We start from the raw sequence: 21,867 nt of genomic DNA on the forward strand, positions 1-21,867 counted from the left end.
AGGTTAATTATGAAATCAATCCATTGGCTTCTGGTCCTGATGTTTACTTTCTGCTTTGTAACAGGAGTTACCGCGGAGGATCAACGGGTCCGCTTGACGATCCCTCCCGAGCAGATTCCAGATCCTGCCTGGCGGCGTGAGTATTTTGAGGGAACTTTGCCGTTAAAGAATCGTCCCCAGATCATTTCGAGAAAGAGGGTGCAGGACGAGATACATGTCGTTGTGAAAAATTCGGGGCAAACGTCTCTTGAATATGAAGGAACATTTTCGGACGGTATCCGGTTATATCAGGAAATATTCAGACGGGGGCTCTGGCGAAAAGCAAACTGGGACTGGTGTGGTACGGGGAAGGCTGATTATTCCATTCTCCCAGGGCAATCGGTTCAACTAACGGTGCGATTTTCTGATGAGGAAAGAGGAGAACGATTGCTGGGGAAGTTTACAGAAGCCGGGACTAATCGTTGCGGTTTGATCGTCCTGGCGACGGAAGAATAAATACTCTGTTAATCAATAGTAGAAGCGAATACGAAGTCATTCAAATATGAAGAATCAGATGGGGGATTGTCTCACTCGAGCCACGGCGTAGAATGCCTCTGTCGCTCAAAATGGTTCTTGACGAAACCAGATTGTGTTTTAGAAATATCGATAAAGGAGTCTGAAATGGGCTATGAGATTCAGGGGCAGGTGGCATTGGTCACTGGAGCAAACCGGGGGATTGGTAAGGCGATTCTGGAAGGGCTCCTGAAAGAAGGGGCTACTAAAGTGTATGCGGCTGTTCGTGATACATCATCGGTGGCTGGATTGATCGATGAATATGGGGAGCGCGTGGTGCCTGTGGAGTTTGATCTGACGAAGCCGAATTTGATTGAAAGTGCTGCTAAAACTGCCAGTGATGTCTCTCTGGTGGTAAATAATGCCGGGGTATTGAAAGCGGCATCGGCCCTGTCTGAAGATGCGCTGGAATCTCTCGATTTTGAGATGAATGCGAATGTGTATGGTCTGATTCGTGTCGCGCAGGCCTTTGCTCCTGTACTGAAAGCGAACGGAGGCGGGGCACTGGTGCAGTTGAATTCGGTCGCTTCACTGAAAACATTTCCCGATTTCACGACGTACTGTGCTTCGAAGGCGGCTTCCTATGCGGTGACACAGGCTTTAAAGGATCAGCTTAAGGAACAGGGGACCCAGGTGGTCAGCGTGCATCCGGGGCCGATTGCAACTGACATGGGCCATGATGCTGGCTTTGATGAAATTGCCGAGCCACCGGAACTGGTCGCGGACGGGATTGTATCCGCGCTGCAGTCGGGTGAATTTCATGTCTTTCCCGATTCGCTGGCGAAAGAGATGGGATCTGCTTACGAGAGCTTCGCAAAAAATGTGATTGAAGCGGAGATGGTGGAAGGTTGAGTCGTGGGGCTTCGAGCCAGATAATACATGATTGAGTTGACTCCCCGTTCGAATAGAATGAATCGTTTTGAATGGCTTTCACAGGAGAGATTCAATGTGGCGTTTTTTGATTCCGTTGTTATTATCTGGTTCGAGTCTGCTGGCTGCGGAGCCTGTATTTGACGTCATTGATTATGCTTCCCCCAAGAAATATCTGATCGCTCCTGAGAGCCTGGGAGATCAGGCGAAGATCAAGGCGCAGGCGTTGACTCTGAAGGCGGACAGCGATCAGAAAACGGTTTCCAATGTACTGGACTGGATGAATGCCAGTCTGAAATATCAGTCTGATCTGGCATATCAGTGGCGAAACTATGATTCGGTGATCGGTGATGGCTGCTATGGTGGTTGCGCTGACTATGCCATCACCTGTGGTGTCCTGCTGAAAAGTGCCGGCATCCCGACAGTCTGGGTGAAGACGATGGATGTGCCCTGGATCTGGACTTTGAAACGAGGAGACGCGTTTCAGACCTGGTCGGGGCATGTGTTTCTGGAAGTATATCTCGACGGGAAATGGGTGCTGCTCGATCCGGGCGCAAAACGTGTCTATCTGAATTATTCACCCGAGACGCGCATCCTGCCGGGCAATCGCTTCGCCTACCATAAAGGCAATGATCCCAAAGCAATGATTATGTCTCTGCAGTGGGAAGATTGGAAACAGCAGACCCGAGCGTATTTTTCGAAACTGGATCCGAGTCTGCTGCCCGTTGATTCGACCGCATCACTGGTGCTGGGGAAATCCTGTTTTGTGATTGGGAATTCCCCCTACTATCAGAAGCTGACGAAGCTGGCACAACAGAAGGGATTGACTGTCGCCAAATCGTTCAATACCGGCTACGACACCTATCTGCCGCTGGCGAAGGGGCATATCCTTTACATTGCGACACACGAAGGCCAGCCCACGGTTCCCATCGCGACACTGGAGAAGTATTTCCCCAACGCTTCAGCCGGGATTAAGGCAGGACAGATTACGATTGAGGGGACCGAGATTCTGTTTATCGAACTTCCCAGAGAGGTTTCACTCAACGAGAAACGGAAACAGTTACAAAAGGAAAAGAAACAGCTTGAACAGAGGAAGGCAAAGCTTCTCGCGAAGTAAGTTGGCAGCGATGGCTGTGACGGGGGTTCAATCCACACGACCGGGCTGGCGGTTGTTTTTGCCTTTGCGTTTAGTGCCGGTATCGCCGAGGTCTTCGCGGGCCTGTTCTCCCAATGCGGTCAGGCGTTTGACGACATCGGGATGCTGGTCGGCGACGTTTTTGCTTTCGCTGACATCGTCTTCCAGATTGTAAAGGGCCAGGTCGGTTTTCTTCTGAACGTAGGGGCCGGGAGTGCCACCTGAACCGGGTTTGTCTTTCAGGCTGCGATAAGGATGGGGAAAATGCAGTTTCCATTTTCCGCTGCGGACGGCGTTAAGATGATCACCCCAGTAGAAGTAGAGGACATCGTGAGGAGATTTGGCTCCCTGTTCGCCACTCATCAGCAGCCAGATATTTTTGCCGTCGATGATCCGATCCTGGGGAACTTTTCCGCCGGACAGATAGGCTATGGTGGGCAGGATGTCGATGGTCATAGCCATCTGGCTGCAGACGGAACCAGCCGGGATCTGTCCGGGCCAGGCCATGATGCAGGGCTCGCGTTGTCCGCCATCCCAGGCGGTTCCTTTCCCTTCACGCAGTGGAAGCGCGGAGCCGGCATGATCGCCGTAGGAGAGCCAGGGGCCATTGTCGGAGGTGAAGATGACCAGCGTGTTTTCTTCGATGCCGTTTTCTTTGAGTGCCTGGCGAATCTGACCGACGGACCAGTCGATCTCCATGATCACATCGCCGTAAAGACCCTGTTCCGATTTGCCTTTGAATTTATCACTGACAAACAGGGGGACGTGCGGCATTGAATGCGGGACATACAGGAAGAAGGGCTTGTCGTGATTTTTATTGATGAAGGAGACGGCGTGTTCGGTGTACCAGGTGGTGAGTTGGGCCTGTTCTTTGCCGGTCACTTTGGGATTGATGACGGTTTCGTTTTCGATCAGCGGGAGATCGGGAAAGCGATTGCCTGCAGTGGGATGGAAAGGCCACATATCGTTGGAGTAGGGGAGTCCGAAGTATTCATCAAAGCCATGCCGGGTCGGCAGAAATTTGGGATTGTCACCCAGATGCCATTTCCCATAAATAGCGGTGGCATAACCCTGGGGTTTGACGACTTCAGCGATGGTAGTTTCTTCGGCATTGATACCGATTTTGGAATGAGGACCAAGTGCACCGCGGATGCCAACGCGATTGGGATAGCAGCCAGTGAGCAGCGCGACACGCGATGCAGAGCAGACGGCCTGAGCTGCGTAGAAGTCAGTGAAGCGGACCCCTTCTTTTGCCATCTGGTCGAGGTTGGGGGTTTTGATATTGGGAGAACCGAATACGCCGACATCCTGATAGCCTTGATCGTCGGTGAAGATGATGACGAAGTTGGGATGCTGGCGGGCCGGTCGTGCTTCCGCCTGATGCGGCAGCAGAGACAGAGTTGCCAGACAGATCATCAGGAAGCTGATACCGTGGAACCGGTTTTTAACGAGCAGCGAGGGAAATCGTGTTTCAGTATCAGCCATGGATTTACCTTTCCGGTGAGCAATCGGGTTGTGTCTTATTTACAACCAGCTTACCGGAAAGGAGATCTGCTTTTCAATGCTCGTGGAAATTACTCGCCTCGGAAGTGGGCATCCTGGACGGGAACGAGCTGTTCCAGACATGCGAGTAAGACGCCCGCGGGGGAGCCGATGGCATCGATGTGAGCGACGATTTCTTCCGGATAACAGCTGAGTACGAGCGCTGATTCTTCACGGTAGATTTCAAAACGGCGACGGATGACTTTTTCGTTGGCATCGTCGGCCCGGTTTTCACGAATCGCACGGTGACGGATACGGTGGATCATCTCTTCTTCATCACTACAGGTCAGATGCAGCACTTTCAGGACGTCAATGTGCTGTTCCAGGATTTTGGCCTGCTGGATATTCCGGGGAATACCGTCGAGAATCAGAATGTCTTTACGAGGCTTGTACATCGAGAGGGTGGCGCGGGCATCGAGACCCTGTTTCCAGATGCGAATACTGAGTTCATCGGGAACGAGTTCGCCGCGAGAGCTGTATTTGTAGATCTCCTGACCTTCAGGCGACTCGATATCGATCGAGCGGAATACATCGCCGCTGGAGAGGTGAAAGAATCCGGGAATCTGACCAAGGATTCGTCCCTGGGTTCCCTTACCAACGCCGGGAGCACCAAACAGCAGGACGGCTTTTCTACGTTCCGTCGCCATAGTTATGCCTCTATGTATCTAGATCGATCGTGGTTTCAGTAGCCACAGTGGTTACTGCTTTTTGAATCCAGACAGACTGTTTGAATTCAGTTCATTACAATAACGTTTCAGCAGACAATTCTCACCCTAGTCGGGTAGTTATTAATGAATGTAAATAAAAAACACTCCGAAAACCGGACCGTTTTTCGGAGTGTTGAAATGTTTTGCAGGTAACTGTTAGCGTGAGATCAGAGCCACGACCTGACCGACGTCAACCGGGAGGCTGACATCTTCCATGGTGGGGGCGGTGACAACTGTTGCTGCCAGTTCTTTTTTCTCAAGTGTGAGCCATGCACATCCGGGACGACCTGATTCAACCAGCTCTGCATAAAGCTTTTTGAGGTTAGGACGATTTCGAACGGAGATGACATCGCCGGGTTTCACCCAGATGGATGGTTTGTTGACAGTCTGACCATTCAACTGGAAGTGTGAGTGTACGATTCCCTGGCGGGCCTGTGGACGAGTCTGGGCAAAACCAGCTCGGCAGACAACGTTATCGAGACGACGTTCGCAGAGAACCAGCAGGGCTTCCCCGGTGTTCCCTTTGATACGGCGAGCTTTGTCGAAGTAGCGACGCAGCTGACGTTCACGCAGACCGTAATAGAATTTGATCTTCTGCTTTTCGATTAAGGCCAGACCGAAGTTAGATGCTTTGCGGCGACGTTGTGACATTCCAGGTGGAAGGTTACGCTGGTCCAATGCACGTGTTGCACCTGCGTCTTCAAAAACCAAAGCTCCCAGACGACGGTTGACCCGTCCTTTTGGTCCTGTGTAACGACCCATTCAGAGTTTCTCCCAGATTAATCACAAGCTGCCGAACAGTTAACTTGTTGAACGGCAAAGAAATATACTTAAGGTCTGATCGAAGTAAACTATTTTTACATAATAGTTTACCGTCATATGCCAAGAGAATCAGACCAGTTTGAGCAGTCAGGGTCTTGGGTTACAGAGCTTTACAGCGCGTAACACAACCTTTAAAGCGGTCCGTTGTTATCGCAAATTCCATATGAATCGTCAACCAACTGGGCTTCAGGATCGGAAAAACTCAGAAAATATCGGGAGACAGAATCAGGAAAGAGGCTGGAGTGCGCTCCGAATCTGACAGCGGACAGGTTCTTATGTACACTTTTTGCTGCTGAAGACCTGTGGGATCGAAACTGAAGCACGAAACAGGGAGTGGGGCTCTTCGGATTCCACGGCAATGCGGGGCAGGTCCCACGGATCGGGTTTTCCAAGTGGAGCAAAGCCGCCGTAATAGCTGAAGCCCCAGCGAAATCCGGCCTGAGTCAGACAGTCCCGGGTGTGTTGATTAAAGCAGTCTTTGCCGCCGACCGGGTAGCTGAAGCTGGTAATCTCCTGTCCGATTTCCGTTTCAATTCGTTTTTTACAATGTTCAATTTCAAACTGTTGAACTTCAGGAGAGTGACGGGACAGAATGGGATGTGTGACGGTGTGGCCGCCAATATCCATGCCGGCGTCGCTCATTTCGCGAATCATATCCCAGGTCATCCAGACATAATCAGCGATCTCTTCCGGACAACGACCAGAGCCGGTTGCTTCTGCCAGGAAGTTCAGGAAATTATCAGTCTGATCGCCACTCAGTTTTTTGAATCTGCTCAACAGAGTTTTAATTGACCGTTCAGAATCATCGGGATGCAGAGACAGACAGTCGCCTGTCAATTCATTCGACAGAATCTGCTCGCGTGTTGCGTTACGGACCATCCAGGCGATTTCATCCCACCAGGCTACTTTTCTGTCGTCAAGAAAACCGGTTGTCAGGAAAAATGTGGCAGGCGCATTGTAAGATTTAATAATCGGAAAAGCCCATTCATAATTGTCAATGTAACCATCGTCAAAGGTCACGAGAACATACCGTCCCCGGGGCTGTTTCCAGATGTGATCCAGATCGCGGATGCGGATCATATCGAAATTCAGGCTGAGAAACCGTATCTGCTTTTCGAAATCTTCTGCGGTTGCACTCCACAGGTCATGATCAAACACAGAATTGTTGATATCACCAACGCGGTGGTAATTCAACACCAGCAGACCATTCCATACGGAGGCATTGCGGGCCAGCAGATTCATTCCGCTCCAGTCAAGCGCTTTGGCAAGTAATTCTTTTTTACTCACAAGGAAGGTTCCTTTCAGGCGATTTCTTATCTGGCGATACAGCTTCATAACACAACTGATTCTCAGAGGGATTCAATCAGCTGAGGCGGCAGATGCAGGTAATGGCCTGCTTTGCGTTTGGATTCGATATCTCCATAAACCAGGGCAACCTGTTCTGCTGGCAGCCCGGTTCCTGCGGCAACCTCCTCTGGCGTGAAACCGTTATTCAAGCCATACAGGCAGCAGTCGAGTTTGTCGTAGGAAACAGCAAAGAAAAATTCTTCCTGAGACTGTTCCAGTGAATAAGTGTCTGTTGTGGGTGGACGCATCCGAATGACTTCCGGTACCTCAAGATACTCTGCGAGTTGATAAACCTGAGACTTATACAGATGGGCGATCGGTTTCAGGTCAGCTGCTCCATCGCCGTTTTTGACGAAGAATCCCTGATCGTATTCCAGGCGATTAGGGGTTCCGGGAACAGCGTAGTTCAAACGGTCGGCATGATAGTATTCCATCATCTTGCGACAGCGCTGTTTAAAGTTTGTCGCTGCGACAATCGTCTGATAAGCAGAGAGAGGCAGACGTTTTTTGATGAATTCGCCTTCGGGTGTCTGAACGACCACCGAAAAGACCCGGTATCCGCCTTCCTTCAGCAGGTTGGGGAGAACAATTTTGGATTTCCAGTGCGGTTCGTATTCGGGGATTACCTGTTTGATGGCAACGTCGCGGCGTTCATAACACCCGGCTCCCTGCAGCATGGGGGAGATATTTTCGACGATCGCTTCCACGTTGAAATGATCTGCCAGCAACTGACCATAAGTCAGGCTTTCGTCTTTCGTGTCATGTTCGGGCATCATGATTCCCAGTACCCGATCTGCACCAAAAGCCCGCACACAGAGTGCTGTGACAACGCTGCTGTCAATACCGCCGGAAAGACCCAGGACAGCGCCTTTTTTTCTCATCGTTTTACGGACGGTTTCCTGCATCCATTTGACAATGCGATCTGTTTCTGCGGCACAGTCCAGGTTGAGTAATTCCGGTTTGAAGAATCTGGTTTGTGTAATCATCGTTTTTTCATCCTCTTGAGTTTTGCTGCTCACAATTTGTGCGATCTGTATTGATTCAGTCATGTTTGAGTTTTGATTCAGGGAAGAACCAGCTGTTTCTTATCGACTTTCCCATTGGGTGATTTTGGCAGTTCATCCCGGAATTCCACCTTCTGGGGAACCATGAAATCTTCCAGGTTTTTCCGGCAGTAGGCGAGGACTTCTTTCTCTGTCAGTTCCTGATCCGGCATCAGCGTGACGATGGCACGAATCGACTGTCCAAGAACCGGATCGGGGTCACCCACGATAGCTGCTTCCGAAATTGCCGGGTGTGCGAACAGGACATTTTCAACTTCTTTGGGACTGACTTTCTCACCTCGGCTTTTAATGATGTCATCTCGTCGACCGACGAAGTACAGGTATCCTTCCGTATCCATTCGGAACAGGTCCCCGGTGTAGAGATACATCTCTCCCGGTAGTTCGCCCGGCTTTAATCGTTCTGCTGTGCGCTCTGGTGCTTCCCAGTAGCCGAGCATGACATTGGCACCACGGACGACCAGTTCGCCTGTCTGTTCTGCTGGCAGGCGGTGTCCTTCATCATCCACGATGAAGACTTCCGAGTCGGGCATGGCGATCCCGACGGAACCAGTTCTGATATCAACCTGGTCCAGAGGGAGGTACGAAACGCGTTTACATTCCGTCAGACCATACATCGAGAAAATCTGAACGTGAGGCAGTCGCTTGCGGAAGGTGAGAATGTGTTCTGTGGGTAAGGCGGCTCCCGTATTGGTGATGTAACGCAGTCTGGAAAAATCATACTTCGAGAGATCCATCTTAAGCAGGATCGCCGACATGGTTGGAACCAGCGGAAAACCGGTAACCTGTTCGTCGATGATTTTCTGTAACACTGCATGTGGATATGTGAATGATTTTTCGAGAACCAGAGTGGCACCCACGCGGAAAGCCATCAGTAACTGGTACAGACCATAATCGAACGAGAGAGGCAGGACATTTAAGATAATGTCAGCAGGTTCATTCATCAGATAGGTCGTAATAGATCGGGCGGCGGAGGTCATGTTCAAGTGAGTGAGCATGACTCCTTTCGGATTTCCCGTCGAACCTGATGTGTAGACCAGTGCCGCCAGATCGATGCTGATGGTATTAATCGCCGGTGGTGTCAGCTGATCTGCATATTGATCCTGCAACTGATCCCATGATTCAAATCGCAGGAGTTGCCATTCGGTACTTTCCGGCTGGTCACAGCTCGAACCAGTCGCGATGACGGTTTTCAAGTGAGGCAGCAGAGCAGCATGTTCCAGGATCAGGTCCTGCTTTCTGTCCGGAATGATCAGCGCGGTGGCTCTGCAGTTATTCAGGACATAAGTCAGTTTATCAATCTTTGTGGTGGGGTTGACCATCACAAAGACGCCTCCCGCTTTTAATACAGCGAAGATGGCGACCGTTGCTTCCAGTGAATTTTCGAGATGAATCGCAACGCGATCACCCCGTTCCAGACCCCGCTGGAGCAGTGCCTGTGCCAGGCGATTACTCTGTAATTCGAGTTCCTGATAGGTATAGCGTTCATTACCAACGATCAACGCTACTTTGTCGGGATACTCGCGCGCACTGTTTTCTAAAAATGATTGCAGCAACAAGGGCCTGCTCCTCTGGAAATTAAGCCAGTTCTTTGAGTTTGGATTCAATAAAAGCAATCAGTCGATCAATGGAGTCCAGGTTTTCTGGAATCAGTTCATCATCATCTACTGCGACGGAATAGTGATCTTCAATAAAAGCGACCAGTTCCAGCACGCCTGTAGAATCAATGATGCCGGTTTCCAGGAACGAATCGTCATTGTGAAGTGAAGCCGGATCTTCACCGAACAGGAAGTTTTCCGCGACAAAGTTTCGCACATCATTTTGGATTGAGTTCATATCGTTACCTTTGATTATTTCTGTATTAAGTAAATCTAAAGACTGTTGTGATTACGCAAGTGATGTTGCACTTGTCTGGCGGGTATGGTTTGTAGAAACGGTCTGGCCGTGGATCATTTGTTCGACCAGTAACTGCGTTGAGAGGATTCCGACCAGGGCCATATTGTCGCGTGTTCCGATAGCACGACCCTGCTCAATCTTTTTGACAAGACGCTGAACGGAATCTGGCTGGAACAGACCGTTTTCCTGGAGTTTCTCTGCGGACAGCAGGTGGTTCACATATTCGAAGCGGGAAGACTGTTTCTCTGTATCAATAAAACTGTGTGCATCCGGGGCGCGGTAAGGTTGCTTGGGGCGTTTGCGGATACTGTCGGGAATCAGATCCCGCATGGCGTATTTCAGCAGATATTTTTCGTTTAAGCCGTTCATTTTGAATCGAACGGGGACACGTGATGCGAATTCTACAACGCGATAATCCAGGAACGGGAAGCGGCCTTCAATCGAATTGCCCATCGCCATGCGATCTCCCTGAGAAGAGAGAATATAGCCCGGCATCAGATTGATTGCTTCCAGATATTGAGCCTGACAGAACGAAGGCCATTCGGAGAATTTCCCTGGCAGCTGGCTTTCAAAATCAGCAAAGGGATCCTGGTTAACCAGTTGCTGTTTGACATCGTTACTGAAAAACGTTTTCAGTTTGGCAGTCAGGTCCCAGCGGGGCAGGTGTGAGAAGAACGGGCTGTCGATCTCATCCTGACGGATTTTGAAAAAGGCTTTAAGATAAGCGGGGGACTGTGCCTGCAGATTTTTCATATAGGGATAGAGTCGTTTCAGCAACAGCGGCCTGATTACTGAATCGGGTTGACGGCTCCAGAAGCGGCGGATTTTCGTCTCTTTGAATATATCATAACCGCCCAGTACTTCATCAGCGCCTTCGCCGGTCATCACGACTTTGAACTGACTGTCCCGGACGAGTTTTGACAGCAGATACATGGGGGCAGGAGCAGTTCGCAGGACCGGCTTTTCTGTGTGTTGAATGACGGTTGGGAAAACTCTTCCAATATCTTCGTAAGAGCAGCAGACCGTCTGGTGATCGGTTCCCAGTTCGCGGATCATCTCTTGTTGATAGCTGCTTTCGTCATAATCTTTATCGTTGAAATTCACCGAGAATGTATTCAGGGGAGCATTCGTATAATTACGGATAATAGCTGCGGTGACGGAGGAATCGAGTCCACCACTCAGATAGGCACCGACGGAGACATCGGCGCGTAATCGCAGTTGGGTCGCGTTGATTAACAGAGCCCGTAATTCTTCTGCCCAGTCATCGAGTGAGCGGCTTTCTTCATTGGGCTGGTAGTCGAGATGCCAGTATTGCCAGATTTTGACCTGTCCCTCTTTTACTATCATCGAATGTGCGGGAGGCAGTTCTTTGATACCGGCAAAAAATGTGCGGGGAGGCAGGGGGGACCAGAATGTAAACAGCTCGTTTAACGCTGTCAGATCAACTTCCCGTTTCACATCAGGTAATGCAAATAATGCTTTGACTTCGGAGGCAAAACAAATTCGACCCTGCGTCTGTGTATAAACCAGCGGACGGATTCCCATGCGATCGCGGGACAGGAAGACCTCCTGGCGTTTACGATCGTGAATGGCAAACGCCCATTGCCCGTTAAAGTGCTGGACACACTCCGGGCCGTATTCCGCATACATGTGCAGAATGACTTCGGTATCGGAATGGGTGCGAAACTCGTAGCCTTTACTTTTGAGCTGGGCTCGCAATTCGATATGGTTGAAAATCTCGCCATTGAATGTGACGGTCAACTGGCCATCGGGTGTCTGCATCGGTTGCAGCCCGCCGGCAAGGTCCACAATACTCAATCGACTGTGTGCAAAACCGACTGGTCCGTTCGTTGACACTCCCGACGCATCGGGTCCCCGATGGTTCAGAGTTTCAATCATGGCCTGTAATTCAGACTGTTTGACCGGAGCCTGGTCAGTGCGAATGATGCCTGCAATTCCACACATAGATGTGCCAGTACGCTAATGAGAATGATCATATCCGTCGTTACGCAAGTAAAGACTCTTACAGAAGGAATCTAGGTCACACGGTTATCAAGTCAAACTGGAAGTCACTGAGCGTCGCAATGTTTAAAAAAAACAACCGCTCAACTCGCCTTGGAATGCATAATCGCTATGAGTGATGTAATCGGATCCCCGGGAGAGGAGAAGCCGTTTGACTCTTTTGTTTTGCGGACTATGCTTACTTTGCATATTGCATTTCGGGCCGCATTTTCTAACAGACACATCAGATTCATCTGGAACTCCTGAAATCAGATGACCCATTCAATATTAATTCAGCGCAGATAATTGATTGTGAACCGAATATGTCAGTGAATGACTCCGAAGCTGTGGCAGTGAATACGAAAGCTGAGAACAGTGACTCCGGAAAATCGAGTCGTACTGCTTCGAATGCGGTCAATACGGAAGAACTGCTCGCATCACTCAGCATGTTGAATCTCAGTTCCAATGAGAGTTCCAGCGATTCACAGAGCGAAACCGAAGGTAGCATCGTTGCTGCGCACTTACCTCTGACAAAGGGGGTGAGTGAACCGATGCGTGTCATCGGAAAAGATCAGCATCTCAGCCAGTTGTTTAACCGGGTGCAGTCCCTGTTGAAAGGAGACAGTGAGGAGACGGAAGGTCAGTTTATTCCGCATTGTCCGGAAACCCTGGAAGAGACCGGATTAACCCAGGATGAAATTGAACGCCTGATCCTGAAGTATCTGCTTGCGAAAGGTACACAGACCGGACGACAGATCTGTAAGCAGATCAAGCTTCCTTTTGGGATTGTGGATGCCATTCTGAAACGGGCCAAGCAGGATCAACTGGTTGCCTTTGGTGGCACAGCCGAGATGGGGGACTACGAGTTTACGATCACGGAGCTGGGACGCGAACGTGCCCGTCGTTATACACAGGAATGTACCTATTTTGGTGCTGCTCCCGTGAGCTTCAAGGATTATCTGAAGGCGATGGAAGTACAGAGTATCGCCAAACAGGAAGCGACAGAAGCCGATTTAAAAGAAGCTTTTTCAGATCTGATTATCAACCCGAAGATGCTGGATCGTCTGGGACCAGCAGTGAATTCGGGACGCGGGATGTTTTTATTCGGTGAAGCGGGAAATGGAAAAACCAGTATTGCCGAGCGGATTACCAAAGCATTTGGTTCAACGATCTGGATTCCCCGTTGCCTGGGAATCGATGGGGACATTATACGGATATTCGATCCTGGCCTGCACGAGGAGGTGATTCAGGAGGATCATTCAGAGGGGTTGTTTGATTTATCAGGGATCGACCCGCGCTGGGTTCGAATTGTACGTCCGACTGTGATTGCCGGTGGTGAATTAACCATGAAAGAACTGGAAATCACTCAGAATCCGCAGACGAAAATCTGTGAAGCGCCTCTGCAGCTGAAAAGTAACTGTGGGACTTTTGTGATCGACGACTTCGGACGTCAGCGCATGCCTGTTGATGAACTGCTCAACCGCTGGATTGTACCTCTGGAAAAACGGTACGACTTTTTGAACCTGCCCAGCGGTAAGAAAATTCAGGTCCCCTTTGACCAGCTGATTATCTTTTCGACGAACCTGGAGCCGAAGGATCTGGTTGATGCCGCCTTCCTGCGCCGGATTCCCTACAAAATTGAAGCCCTCGATCCTTCTGAAGAAGAATTTCGGGCTCTGTTCGAATTGATGGCACCGATGATGGGGTTTCAGTTCGACGAACAGGCATTTCAGTATCTGGTTGATACTCATTATAAGGCCGTCAACCGACCGTTTCGTGCCTGTCAGCCGCGCGACCTGCTACTGCAGGTCAAGAACTTCTGCGTCTACAAAGAAGTCCCGCGAAAACTCACGCCTGATGCCTTTGATTTTGCCGTCGAAAACTATTTTTCGGTGATGTGAAATCAGCTGTGCTGCGTGATCAGGCTGGCCATTCTGAATCGCAGGAATGGCAGCGGAATCCGACGACTGTTGCTGTACCGGGAATCAGACGGTTTTTCTGGTTCAGCAGTCCATCCCGCAGCTCCAGCTTTTCGACAGCTGAACTGCCACACTCTGTGCAGTGCTGATTCAGAAAAATAGTACGGGCACGTTTAAGGACCCAGTCTTCCTGTCTGCGGCTTTGTGATTTCTTCACATGAGCGCGCTGAAACGGCAGAATCATCGGGGTGTTTTCTTCCAGAGAGACGACAGGCTCAGTCTGGGGTTCTTCCGGGTAATAGACTTTTAAAATGCTCATCCATGAGCTCCTTGCGTTCAGTCCCTTGATTAAATATTCCAGTCAATCCGAACGGGAATGTTTCCGGGGGTAGACTTCGTATATTTGTTGAAACAGGAAAGGTTCGATGAAGCATACGAAGAGGGAAGCAGGATAAAATTCTCCCATTAAGTTGGCAAGAGGTTTTAACTCAAAGGTGTCAATATTGTAAAAAATTCCTGCTGCAAATGGACTGGATATGTGAAAATGGGAAGAGTTAGAGGTATGGCGATAATGGAAGATAGCAGGTCCAGAAAGAATGCTGTATGATTTTTTCATCTAATTCGTTAATACTCACTCCGCTCCAACATTGGTTGCAGTGATACCCTCTACAGACTCAATCGGGAGAAGTTCCAATCAATAAGTCAAAGTTGATTAAGTTGATTCTCGGCGTGATTGTCACTATCGCCTGCTTAGTGGCAGCGCTCTGGGGAATTGATCTGGATCAGATTGCCTCAAGCTTTGAACGCGCTAACTACTGGACTTTGCCTGTCATGTTGGTTTTGCTGTTCGTCTTTTTCTGGCTCAAAGCATTACGCTGGCGAATGTTTCTGGAGCCGATAAAAAATCTGACGGCGTCCCAGGTCACTCCGGCCATGATGATTGGTTTTATGGGCAATAATATTTTACCCGCTCACCTGGGAGAGTTTCTACGAGTCTATGTTCTGAGCCGTCAGTTTCAGATCCCTAAGACTACCGTGCTTTCGACCGTGGTGCTGGAGCGGTTATTCGATGTGGTTGCGATACTCTGCTACCTGGGAATTGGGATTTATTTTGCCCCCAATCTTCCGGAAGAGTATCAGACGATCAGTATATTTATCGCGTTGGGGATATTGTTCACGATTGTTTCGGTAGCAGCTTATCTGATCTGGACAGAGGCCGTTATCAACGTATTTAAAAGCATCTTCAGTTACCTGCCATTTCTACCTGACAAATTGACTCATCTCGTACTGGAGATGATGCGGTCGGGCGCACTGGGAATGGCATCCATGAAAAGCAAACGCCTCTGCTTTGGCATTATCTGGACATCATTTGCGCAATGGCTGGTCAACGGGGCCAGTATTTATGTTGCGCTCTGGAGTTTTAATATTCAGGTTTCACCTCTGGCTGCCTTTGTTGTGCTGGGAGTCACTGCTTTCGGGGTGACAGTGCCCTCAACACCCGGCTTTTTTGGTGTCGTTCAGCTTTGTTTTTCAGTGAGTCTGAAAGCTTTTGGAGTGTCAAATGCAGATGCTTTTTCTGCTTCAATCTACTACCAGCTTTCACAGTACATCCCCGTTACTTTGATTGGATTATACTATTCCCATCGTGAAGGTTTGAAACTCAGTGAAGCGGAGCAGGAAGCAGAGAAAGAGCTTGAAGAACTGGAAGGAGAAGAGTAGCTCAGACTGAGACCGCATTACCGGAAAACGGTTCACGTTTGGTTTGCGACCGGTCAGGGGGCCAGAGCGGCTTTCTTTCCCAGAGTTGTCTGCTTCAGGTTGGCAACGCCCTGCTCAGTAATCAGCAGGTCTTCCATTCGATTGTCGGTGAGTTTTGAGTCGATCACTTCCACCTGAGAAGTTCCGTTGACAGCCAGGCCACACCGCCCGTTGCCGGTACAGGTGACTTTTTCCAGGACAATATCCTTACAGCGGTCATGGACGTTGATGCCGTCAATGCGAAAGTTTTCAAAAGTCACATCCGATATTTGCACCCCTTCCACATCGATCATCGACAGACCAACGGACATACCGGCGAGAGAGAACGCCTCTTTGGGAGGGAGCTGATTTTTCAGTTCGCGGTAAACGATCGCCCCTTTATGGACTGCCCAGCTACCAGCGGGAATGTCAGACAGCTTGATCTCATCATCTGTTTCGGAACGAAATTCCGGCAGGGTTTTGCCATCCAAGTACAGATTAAAGTATCCCTTACGGAAAGGAGTGACCTTCCAGAGGCCGTCCTGTAATGGCTTCCAGCCATCCTGGGGGACAGGAATCGCACCGCTGATCGTCGCGCCATTTCCCAGGATTGTAAACTTCTCCTGGCCGAGTCCACTGAAACGTTTCCCCGAGAGAGTAAACGATTCATGGTAGGGGGTGTCGTTCTTGATCAGAATGATTTTGTCGCCGGGCCGGGCGTACTCCAGGGCTCTTTTGATGGTTTTGACCGGTCCGTTTTGACCGGAAACAATTTTGGGAGAAATTCCATTCAGCGCATTGTTTCCAGCCCTGTTATCGACATAGATGACGCCACTTTCAGCAGGCCGAATCAAGCAGAACAGAAGCAGCATACAAAGTAACCCGTTCTGGAATTCTACAAAACGATGTGCGTTTCGCATGATTGGCGGCTTCCTGTCTGGTTCAGTGTTTTAAATTTGTCTCTATGACTATGAGAATCTGTTTCTCTCAGCAGAAAAAACCCCGGTGGAAAACCGGGGTTTTTGATTTTGTCTGATACTGACTCTGTTATCGTTCAGTTACCGGAATAACAGGTCGTTCCTCATACCCGATGTAGTTGGCTTTGGGCCGGATAATTTTATTCCCATCCAGCTGTTCCAGGATATGAGCACACCAGCCAGCGATGCGGCTGGCGGCGAAGATGCAGGTAAACAGGTCACCCGGGATGCCCATGTAATGCTGCAGACTGGCTGAGTAAAAATCGACATTGCAGTTTCGCTTGATTTCCTCGTAGACGAGTTTTTCCATCTCGATGGACATCTCGTACCACTTGGGTTCGCCGGTCTCTTCTCCCAGTCGTCGTGAAAGTTCTTTGAGATGCTTTGCACGTGGGTCTTCCACCTGGTAAACAGCGTGACCAAAGCCCATAAACTTTCCTTTGGCCTCACGAACTTTTTTCACGTAAGGAGCTACATTTTCGAGTGAACCGATTTCGAAGAGTGTTTTCAGAACTTCGGTGTTCGCTCCGCCGTGCAGTTTCCCTTTCAGGGCGCCGATGGCACCTGTGATCGCAGAATAAATGTCAGGCAGTGTTGCGATGATGACACGACCGGTAAAGGTACTGGCATTCAATCCATGCTCTGCATGCAGAGTGAGGATGAGGTCCATGGCACGGGTTGCATCTTCACTTGGTTTTTCACCATTGATCATATACATGAAGTTGCCGGCGTGGCACAGTTCCGGATCTGGTTCGACTGGCTCCAGTCCCTGGCGAACACGATGGATGGCCGCCACGATGGTTGGAATCTGAGAAATCAGTTTGATCGAAATCTGCATTCGATTCTCAAATGTCTCGTCTTCCGCGTTGGGATCATAAACACCTGCCAGTGATGTGATTGATCTCAGCAGCGCCATCGGCGGTGCTGAAGTCGGCAGTTGTTTCAGGGTATCAATCAGTTCCGCAGGAATACTACGGTACTGCTTGAGTTCAGCCTGGTAGGCAGCGAGTTGAGTGGCGGTAGGAAGCTCTCCGTTTAACAACAGAAAAGAAACTTCCTCAAAAGTCGCGTTCTCTGCCAGATCGTCGATGTTATATCCACGATACAGCAGTTTCCCAATGGTTCCATTTACTAAACAGATAGAACTGTCAGCGGCTATGATCCCTTTCAGCCCCTTGACAGCTTCGCTCGATGTTTTCTCTACGTCTTCTGCGCTCATTTGAACTGGTTCCACTTTCTCAACTACAGCCAATAAATTTCAGTAAGGTTTCAGGATCACATACCAGGGGCACTGGTGAGACAGTAATCGTCGCCCGACTTTTAACTAAACAAACTATGGAAAACTCGTGTCATCCCAGTATATCAAGCCCGATCATAAGTTCAATCAAGCGAAAATGTTTCCCAAGACGTCTTCGGAAATCCTGTTGAAATGAACTATCTTTTCGGAATAACTTCACTATCTGTTCAGCACCTGTTTGAAATCAGGGGATTGACTATTCAACCTGTGGTGTGAAAATATCTGTAGAGAATCAGGTTACATCCGATTTCTGCTGTTGAAATGCTTTCAGATCGAGACGGGATGTGATTTATCAATGTTTACTGACTTGAGCTGTTTTTTGAATTTTGGTGTTTTCCGGTGGGGGGAGGGATCTTTTTAGCATACGTAAGTTGTTATCTGGTAACGCTGCTGAGGTTTTTTAAAATTTTTTAAATCGGCATTATGGATTTCCGTAGACGTTACGAAAAGTTGTGGTAGGATGGGGCGATATGAGCGGGAGGCTTATTAGCTTTTTTCAGGTTCTCGGGAGAAGTAAGGATGTCTTGGGAGAGAACCCTCTTGATTAATTTTGTTGGCGGATCGGATGCTCCGACGAAGCGCGTAAAAGCGTATTTGAGCAACTTAGTTTATCAGATGCTCTACGCAGTGCCCAACTTACCTCTATCGATCAGCTTGTGCTGCGGGTCCAGCTTGAGCCTGGCTCCTGTCAGGGAGATCGGTTCTGCAACAGGTAAAAATAACACCAGTGTGTTTTGGAGTTTTTTGCGATTATTTCATAGCTCTATCGCTATAGGTATGAGTGAGTGATGAGTAGAGTGACAGTTACAGTTATTGAGTCGACATAGTAATACAAATTGGAAAAGAACAGTGAAAAGATCAATTCTGACGCCTGCTGATTTCACTGTGCTTTTATTCTCATAAACAGAAACGCCGTGGTTACACACGGACGTGTGGCCGTAAAATTTTTTGATAATACAAATTAAGGGAGTGACCCGTGCACCGTTTCGATGCAAATCTGAACTCACTATTTCAGGAAGCGGAAAAACAAGGTTTTTTAACATTTCAACAGGTTCATACGTTTCTCCCTGACGAAGGAGGCGATCCCGCGCTGATTGAATATATTGTCGTGGGACTGGAAGAACGTGAACTTGATCTCATTGATGATCCGAATGCGGATATTGAAGATGAGGAAGTTGCCGCCGTCGACGCTTCAGCGAATGCCCACTCAGATGTGGCCCCGGGGGCAGATGAAGATTCCGATGATGCCAATGCTTCAATCGTCGAACCGGAAACATCACTCTCCTCACGTGATCCCATTCGCATGTATCTCAGTCAGATGGGAAACATCCCTCTATTGAGTCGTTCTCGCGAAATTTTTCTGGCCAAGAAAATTGAAATCACCCGTAAACGATTTCGCCGCACGGTGCTGGAGTCTGATTTCGCACTCAAGATTGCGATCGATACTCTGGAAAAAGTGTTCGCAGGAGAACTTCCCTTTGAGCGGACCTTACGGACCTCTGATACCGAAGATGCGACCAAAGATCAGATTATGGGGCGGATGCCTTTTAATATTGAAACTTTGAAGGCGCTCCTCCAGAAAAACAGTGATGACTTTGAGCTCATTCAGTCTGGGGAACTCGGAAAAGTAGAGCAGCGTGAAGCCCGGAAACGGATGGTCGTTCGTCGCCAGAAAATGGCAACCCTCTGTGAAGAACTCTGTCTGCGTACACAGCGTCTGCAGCCGGTACTGAAGCGAATTCATCAGATCGCCGGCCGGATGCGAGAAGTTCAGGAACAGCTGGAAGATTATAAGCAACTGCGTCATAAAGCGACCGATCATCGGTTGCTCGAACGTGAACTGTCTGAACTGACCAGTATGGTCGTTGAATCTTCAGAAGATTTTCAGACTCGATCCCGTGAAATCAAACGTCGTTTTGATGACTGGACCGAAGCCAAACAGCAGCTTTCCGGCGGAAACCTGCGACTGGTTGTCTCCATTGCCAAAAAATACCGAAATCGTGGCTTAAGCTTCCTCGACCTGATTCAGGAAGGAAACGCCGGCCTGATGCGTGGTGTGGAAAAATATGAATATCGCCGTGGTTATAAGTTCTCCACTTATGCAACCTGGTGGATTCGTCAGGCTATCACCCGTGCCGTTGCCGACCATGCCCGCACGATTCGTATCCCCGTGCATATGTTCCAGAGCATTTCTACTCTGAAAGCACGCAGCGAACAGATTCGTCAGGAAACCGGTCGTGAACCCACCATGGAAGAACTGGCAGACTCTGTCGGCCTGGGTGTGGAAGAGACCGAACGGATCATGAAGACCTGGAAACATCCCATCAGCCTGGATACCCCGGTTGGGGAAAGTGAAGACAGCAGCTTTGGTGATTTCCTGGAAGATGGACATGAGTCTTCTCCTGCAGATGCTGCGATGCGTGAAATGCTGAAAGACAAAATTGAGCATGTTCTCAAGAGCCTGACATACCGTGAGCGTGAAATTATCCGTCTGCGATATGGCCTGGGTGACGGCTACAGTTATACACTGGAAGAAACCGGTCGTATCTTCAAAGTGACCCGTGAACGAATTCGTCAGATCGAATCCAAGGCGCTGCGAAAACTGCAGCATCAGACACGCAGTGCCCATCTGCGAGGTTTCGTCGACGCAATCTTCCCGAATAAGGAAGACGAGGAAAACGGTGGTGAAGAGGGCGTGCAGTCAGATCAGGAATCTTCCACCATGGTCGGGGCACTTGAGTAAGCCCTGAAATATACCATCCTGTACCAGATTTAAGGCGGTTTGCTGTTTTCACGAACAACAAGCCGCCTTTGGCTTTTCTATTTCGATCAATTCGAATAGTTTATACGCATCTGGAGCGAGTACAGAAGAACGAGAGGTGCGATAGTAATGGGATGCACCCTGGATTGAAGGTTCCGGTAACTTCAATCTTCCTGGATTTCATCATATTTACGGAGTAGTACAAATGGGTCTTTTTGAAGGCAAAAAAGGTCTGGTTCTGGGCATCGCGAATGACCATTCAATTGCATGGGCCATTACCGAAAAACTTTATGACGAAGGCGCTGAAATTGCTTTCACACACCTTCCCGATAAAGATCCCGAGCGTCCCCGCATGGAACGTCGCCTGCGGAAACTGGTCGAGCCTAAGGGCGCCAAAATCATGATTCCATGCGATGTAACGAAGGACGAAGACCTGGATCAGGTTTTTGAAACCGTGAAAGCAGAATATGGTGAGATTGATTTCGTATTGCACTCGATTGCCTACGCTCCGATGGATGACCTGAAAGGCCCCGTTTACAACGTGAGCCGTGATGGCTTCAAGCTCTCTATGGAAATCAGCGTTTACAGTCTGCTGGCAGTTGCCAATCGAGCCAAAGAAATCCTGAAGCCAGGCGGCAGTATTCTGACTTTGAGCTATCTCGGCGGAGAGAAAGTGATCCCCGGTTACAACGTAATGGGAATCTGCAAGTCGGCTCTGGAGAACTCGGTGATGTACCTGGCAAACGAACTCGGACCACAGGGGATTCGTGTCAACAGCCTGAGTGCCGGCCCGTTGAAGACACTCAGCTCCTCAGCAGTCGGTGAATTCGACCTGATGATGAAGCTGTATCAGACGATGTCGCCACTTCGGAAAAACATCACGCCAGACGATGTTGGCAAAGCCGGCATGTATCTGCTGAGTGATCTGGCAAGCGGTGTTTCCGGTGAGAATCATCACGTGGATTCCGGTTACCATGTCATGGCAGCTCCGCCAATTGAGCTGCAGCAGGAACAGGCTCAGGCTTAACGAAAGCCTCAAGCCCTATAATCAATTCAAGCCATCTGTTGAACACAATCGTTACAACAGGTGGCTTTTTTTACGTCTACTTTAACAGAGTGTCCTGTCCGTTCTATTTGGAATCTTGAGAGAATCTTTCCTCAGTGGCATAAATTTCTGCATTTGCTCATTCCAGTGCCTCAAATTGGATGCCCTCTGCACGACTCCCTTTTTGCTAACGATTAC

At 49.3% G+C, this 21,867-nt stretch carries 18 protein-coding genes; 7 read left to right on the top strand and 11 right to left on the bottom strand.

Annotated elements, in window-relative coordinates; translation table 11 throughout:
• Positions 1-9 precede the first annotated feature (9 nt).
• The 3 genes from ACN0YN_RS10575 to ACN0YN_RS10585 all read left to right on the top strand — a co-directional run bounded on the left by ACN0YN_RS10575 (position 10) and on the right by ACN0YN_RS10585 (position 2,539).
• Positions 10-495: a hypothetical protein gene (locus tag ACN0YN_RS10575; protein WP_417384972.1), complete on the top strand. Its 486-nt coding sequence runs from the start codon at positions 10-12 to the stop codon at positions 493-495.
• A 165-nt stretch (positions 496-660) separates the two neighbouring features.
• Entirely contained in the window at positions 661-1,404 is a 744-nt protein-coding gene (locus ACN0YN_RS10580) for an SDR family oxidoreductase (RefSeq protein WP_417384973.1), read from the top strand.
• 94 nt (positions 1,405-1,498) lie between these two features.
• On the top strand, positions 1,499-2,539 hold the full coding sequence (locus tag ACN0YN_RS10585; protein ID WP_417384974.1) for a transglutaminase-like domain-containing protein: 1,041 nt from the start codon (positions 1,499-1,501) through the stop codon (positions 2,537-2,539).
• 27 nt (positions 2,540-2,566) lie between these two features.
• Here ACN0YN_RS10585 and ACN0YN_RS10590 read toward each other — a convergent pair whose 3' ends face one another.
• The 8 genes from ACN0YN_RS10590 to asnB form a co-directional block, all read right to left on the bottom strand.
• Positions 2,567-4,042: a sulfatase gene (locus ACN0YN_RS10590; RefSeq protein WP_417384975.1), complete on the bottom strand. Its 1,476-nt coding sequence runs from the start codon at positions 4,040-4,042 to the stop codon at positions 2,567-2,569.
• An 89-nt stretch (positions 4,043-4,131) separates the two neighbouring features.
• Positions 4,132-4,746, bottom strand: a complete 615-nt coding sequence (locus tag ACN0YN_RS10595) for an adenylate kinase family protein (RefSeq protein WP_417384976.1) — start codon at positions 4,744-4,746, stop codon at positions 4,132-4,134.
• Positions 4,747-4,962: 216 nt separating this feature from the next.
• A complete protein-coding gene (gene rpsD, locus ACN0YN_RS10600) occupies positions 4,963-5,568 on the bottom strand; it encodes a 30S ribosomal protein S4 (RefSeq protein ID WP_417384977.1) in 606 nt (201 codons plus the stop codon).
• Between the two features lie 333 nt (positions 5,569-5,901).
• Positions 5,902-6,915 (bottom strand): polysaccharide deacetylase family protein, encoded by a 1,014-nt coding sequence (locus ACN0YN_RS10605; RefSeq protein WP_417384978.1) that lies wholly within the window; start codon positions 6,913-6,915, stop codon positions 5,902-5,904.
• Between the two features lie 62 nt (positions 6,916-6,977).
• A complete protein-coding gene (gene nadE, locus ACN0YN_RS10610; RefSeq protein WP_417385000.1) occupies positions 6,978-7,961 on the bottom strand; it encodes an NAD(+) synthase in 984 nt (327 codons plus the stop codon).
• Between the two features lie 77 nt (positions 7,962-8,038).
• Positions 8,039-9,595 carry a class I adenylate-forming enzyme family protein gene (locus ACN0YN_RS10615; RefSeq protein WP_417384979.1) on the bottom strand — a complete coding sequence of 519 codons (1,557 nt, stop codon included), beginning with the start codon at positions 9,593-9,595 and terminating at the stop codon, positions 8,039-8,041.
• Between the two features lie 19 nt (positions 9,596-9,614).
• The gene (locus ACN0YN_RS10620) at positions 9,615-9,872 is read right to left on the bottom strand and encodes an acyl carrier protein (protein ID WP_417384980.1); all 258 of its coding nucleotides are present in this window, start codon (positions 9,870-9,872) and stop codon (positions 9,615-9,617) included.
• 51 nt (positions 9,873-9,923) lie between these two features.
• Positions 9,924-11,897, bottom strand: a complete 1,974-nt coding sequence (gene asnB, locus ACN0YN_RS10625; RefSeq protein WP_417384981.1) for an asparagine synthase (glutamine-hydrolyzing) — start codon at positions 11,895-11,897, stop codon at positions 9,924-9,926.
• Between the two features lie 359 nt (positions 11,898-12,256).
• Between asnB and ACN0YN_RS10630 the strand changes: the two genes are divergently transcribed.
• Positions 12,257-13,834 carry an AAA family ATPase gene (locus ACN0YN_RS10630; RefSeq protein WP_417384982.1) on the top strand — a complete coding sequence of 526 codons (1,578 nt, stop codon included), beginning with the start codon at positions 12,257-12,259 and terminating at the stop codon, positions 13,832-13,834.
• A 19-nt stretch (positions 13,835-13,853) separates the two neighbouring features.
• Here the strand turns inward: ACN0YN_RS10630 and ACN0YN_RS10635 are convergent, their stop codons facing one another.
• Complete coding sequence (locus tag ACN0YN_RS10635; RefSeq protein WP_417384983.1) at positions 13,854-14,171, bottom strand: hypothetical protein; 318 nt, start codon at positions 14,169-14,171, stop codon at positions 13,854-13,856.
• Positions 14,172-14,560: 389 nt separating this feature from the next.
• On the opposite strand from ACN0YN_RS10635, the gene ACN0YN_RS10640 reads away from it, so the two are divergent.
• Complete coding sequence (locus ACN0YN_RS10640; RefSeq protein WP_417384984.1) at positions 14,561-15,571, top strand: lysylphosphatidylglycerol synthase transmembrane domain-containing protein; 1,011 nt, start codon at positions 14,561-14,563, stop codon at positions 15,569-15,571.
• Between the two features lie 53 nt (positions 15,572-15,624).
• On the opposite strand, the gene ACN0YN_RS10645 is transcribed toward ACN0YN_RS10640, so the two are convergent.
• Positions 15,625-16,509 (bottom strand): right-handed parallel beta-helix repeat-containing protein, encoded by an 885-nt coding sequence (locus tag ACN0YN_RS10645; RefSeq protein ID WP_417384985.1) that lies wholly within the window; start codon positions 16,507-16,509, stop codon positions 15,625-15,627.
• A 127-nt stretch (positions 16,510-16,636) separates the two neighbouring features.
• The gene (locus tag ACN0YN_RS10650; protein ID WP_417384986.1) at positions 16,637-17,785 is read right to left on the bottom strand and encodes a citrate synthase; all 1,149 of its coding nucleotides are present in this window, start codon (positions 17,783-17,785) and stop codon (positions 16,637-16,639) included.
• A 1,054-nt stretch (positions 17,786-18,839) separates the two neighbouring features.
• On the opposite strand from ACN0YN_RS10650, the gene ACN0YN_RS10655 reads away from it, so the two are divergent.
• Together ACN0YN_RS10655 and ACN0YN_RS10660 are read left to right on the top strand one after the other, a co-directional pair.
• Entirely contained in the window at positions 18,840-20,606 is a 1,767-nt protein-coding gene (locus tag ACN0YN_RS10655) for a sigma-70 family RNA polymerase sigma factor (RefSeq protein ID WP_417384987.1), read from the top strand.
• A gap of 223 nt (positions 20,607-20,829) precedes the next feature.
• A complete protein-coding gene (locus tag ACN0YN_RS10660; RefSeq protein ID WP_417384988.1) occupies positions 20,830-21,651 on the top strand; it encodes an enoyl-ACP reductase FabI in 822 nt (273 codons plus the stop codon).
• Positions 21,652-21,867 lie beyond the last annotated feature (216 nt).

Source organism: Gimesia sp. (assembly GCF_048260065.1).
Taxonomy (GTDB): Bacteria; Planctomycetota; Planctomycetia; order Planctomycetales; family Planctomycetaceae; genus Gimesia.

What these genes read in the sequence shown, in the direction of transcription:
- asnB (WP_417384981.1), bottom strand. Translation starts at nt 11,897, where the DNA reads ATGTGTGGAATTGCAGGCATCATTCGCACTGACCAGGCTCCGGTCAAA.
- ACN0YN_RS10620 (WP_417384980.1), bottom strand. Translation starts at nt 9,872, where the DNA reads ATGAACTCAATCCAAAATGATGTGCGAAACTTTGTCGCGGAAAACTTC.
- ACN0YN_RS10585 (WP_417384974.1), top strand. Translation starts at nt 1,499, where the DNA reads ATGTGGCGTTTTTTGATTCCGTTGTTATTATCTGGTTCGAGTCTGCTG.
- nadE (WP_417385000.1), bottom strand. Translation starts at nt 7,961, where the DNA reads ATGATTACACAAACCAGATTCTTCAAACCGGAATTACTCAACCTGGAC.
- ACN0YN_RS10660 (WP_417384988.1), top strand. Translation starts at nt 20,830, where the DNA reads ATGGGTCTTTTTGAAGGCAAAAAAGGTCTGGTTCTGGGCATCGCGAAT.
- ACN0YN_RS10635 (WP_417384983.1), bottom strand. Translation starts at nt 14,171, where the DNA reads ATGAGCATTTTAAAAGTCTATTACCCGGAAGAACCCCAGACTGAGCCT.
- rpsD (WP_417384977.1), bottom strand. Translation starts at nt 5,568, where the DNA reads ATGGGTCGTTACACAGGACCAAAAGGACGGGTCAACCGTCGTCTGGGA.
- ACN0YN_RS10575 (WP_417384972.1), top strand. Translation starts at nt 10, where the DNA reads ATGAAATCAATCCATTGGCTTCTGGTCCTGATGTTTACTTTCTGCTTT.
- ACN0YN_RS10595 (WP_417384976.1), bottom strand. Translation starts at nt 4,746, where the DNA reads ATGGCGACGGAACGTAGAAAAGCCGTCCTGCTGTTTGGTGCTCCCGGC.
- ACN0YN_RS10580 (WP_417384973.1), top strand. Translation starts at nt 661, where the DNA reads ATGGGCTATGAGATTCAGGGGCAGGTGGCATTGGTCACTGGAGCAAAC.
- ACN0YN_RS10630 (WP_417384982.1), top strand. Translation starts at nt 12,257, where the DNA reads ATGTCAGTGAATGACTCCGAAGCTGTGGCAGTGAATACGAAAGCTGAG.
- ACN0YN_RS10645 (WP_417384985.1), bottom strand. Translation starts at nt 16,509, where the DNA reads ATGCGAAACGCACATCGTTTTGTAGAATTCCAGAACGGGTTACTTTGT.
- ACN0YN_RS10650 (WP_417384986.1), bottom strand. Translation starts at nt 17,785, where the DNA reads ATGAGCGCAGAAGACGTAGAGAAAACATCGAGCGAAGCTGTCAAGGGG.
- ACN0YN_RS10590 (WP_417384975.1), bottom strand. Translation starts at nt 4,042, where the DNA reads ATGGCTGATACTGAAACACGATTTCCCTCGCTGCTCGTTAAAAACCGG.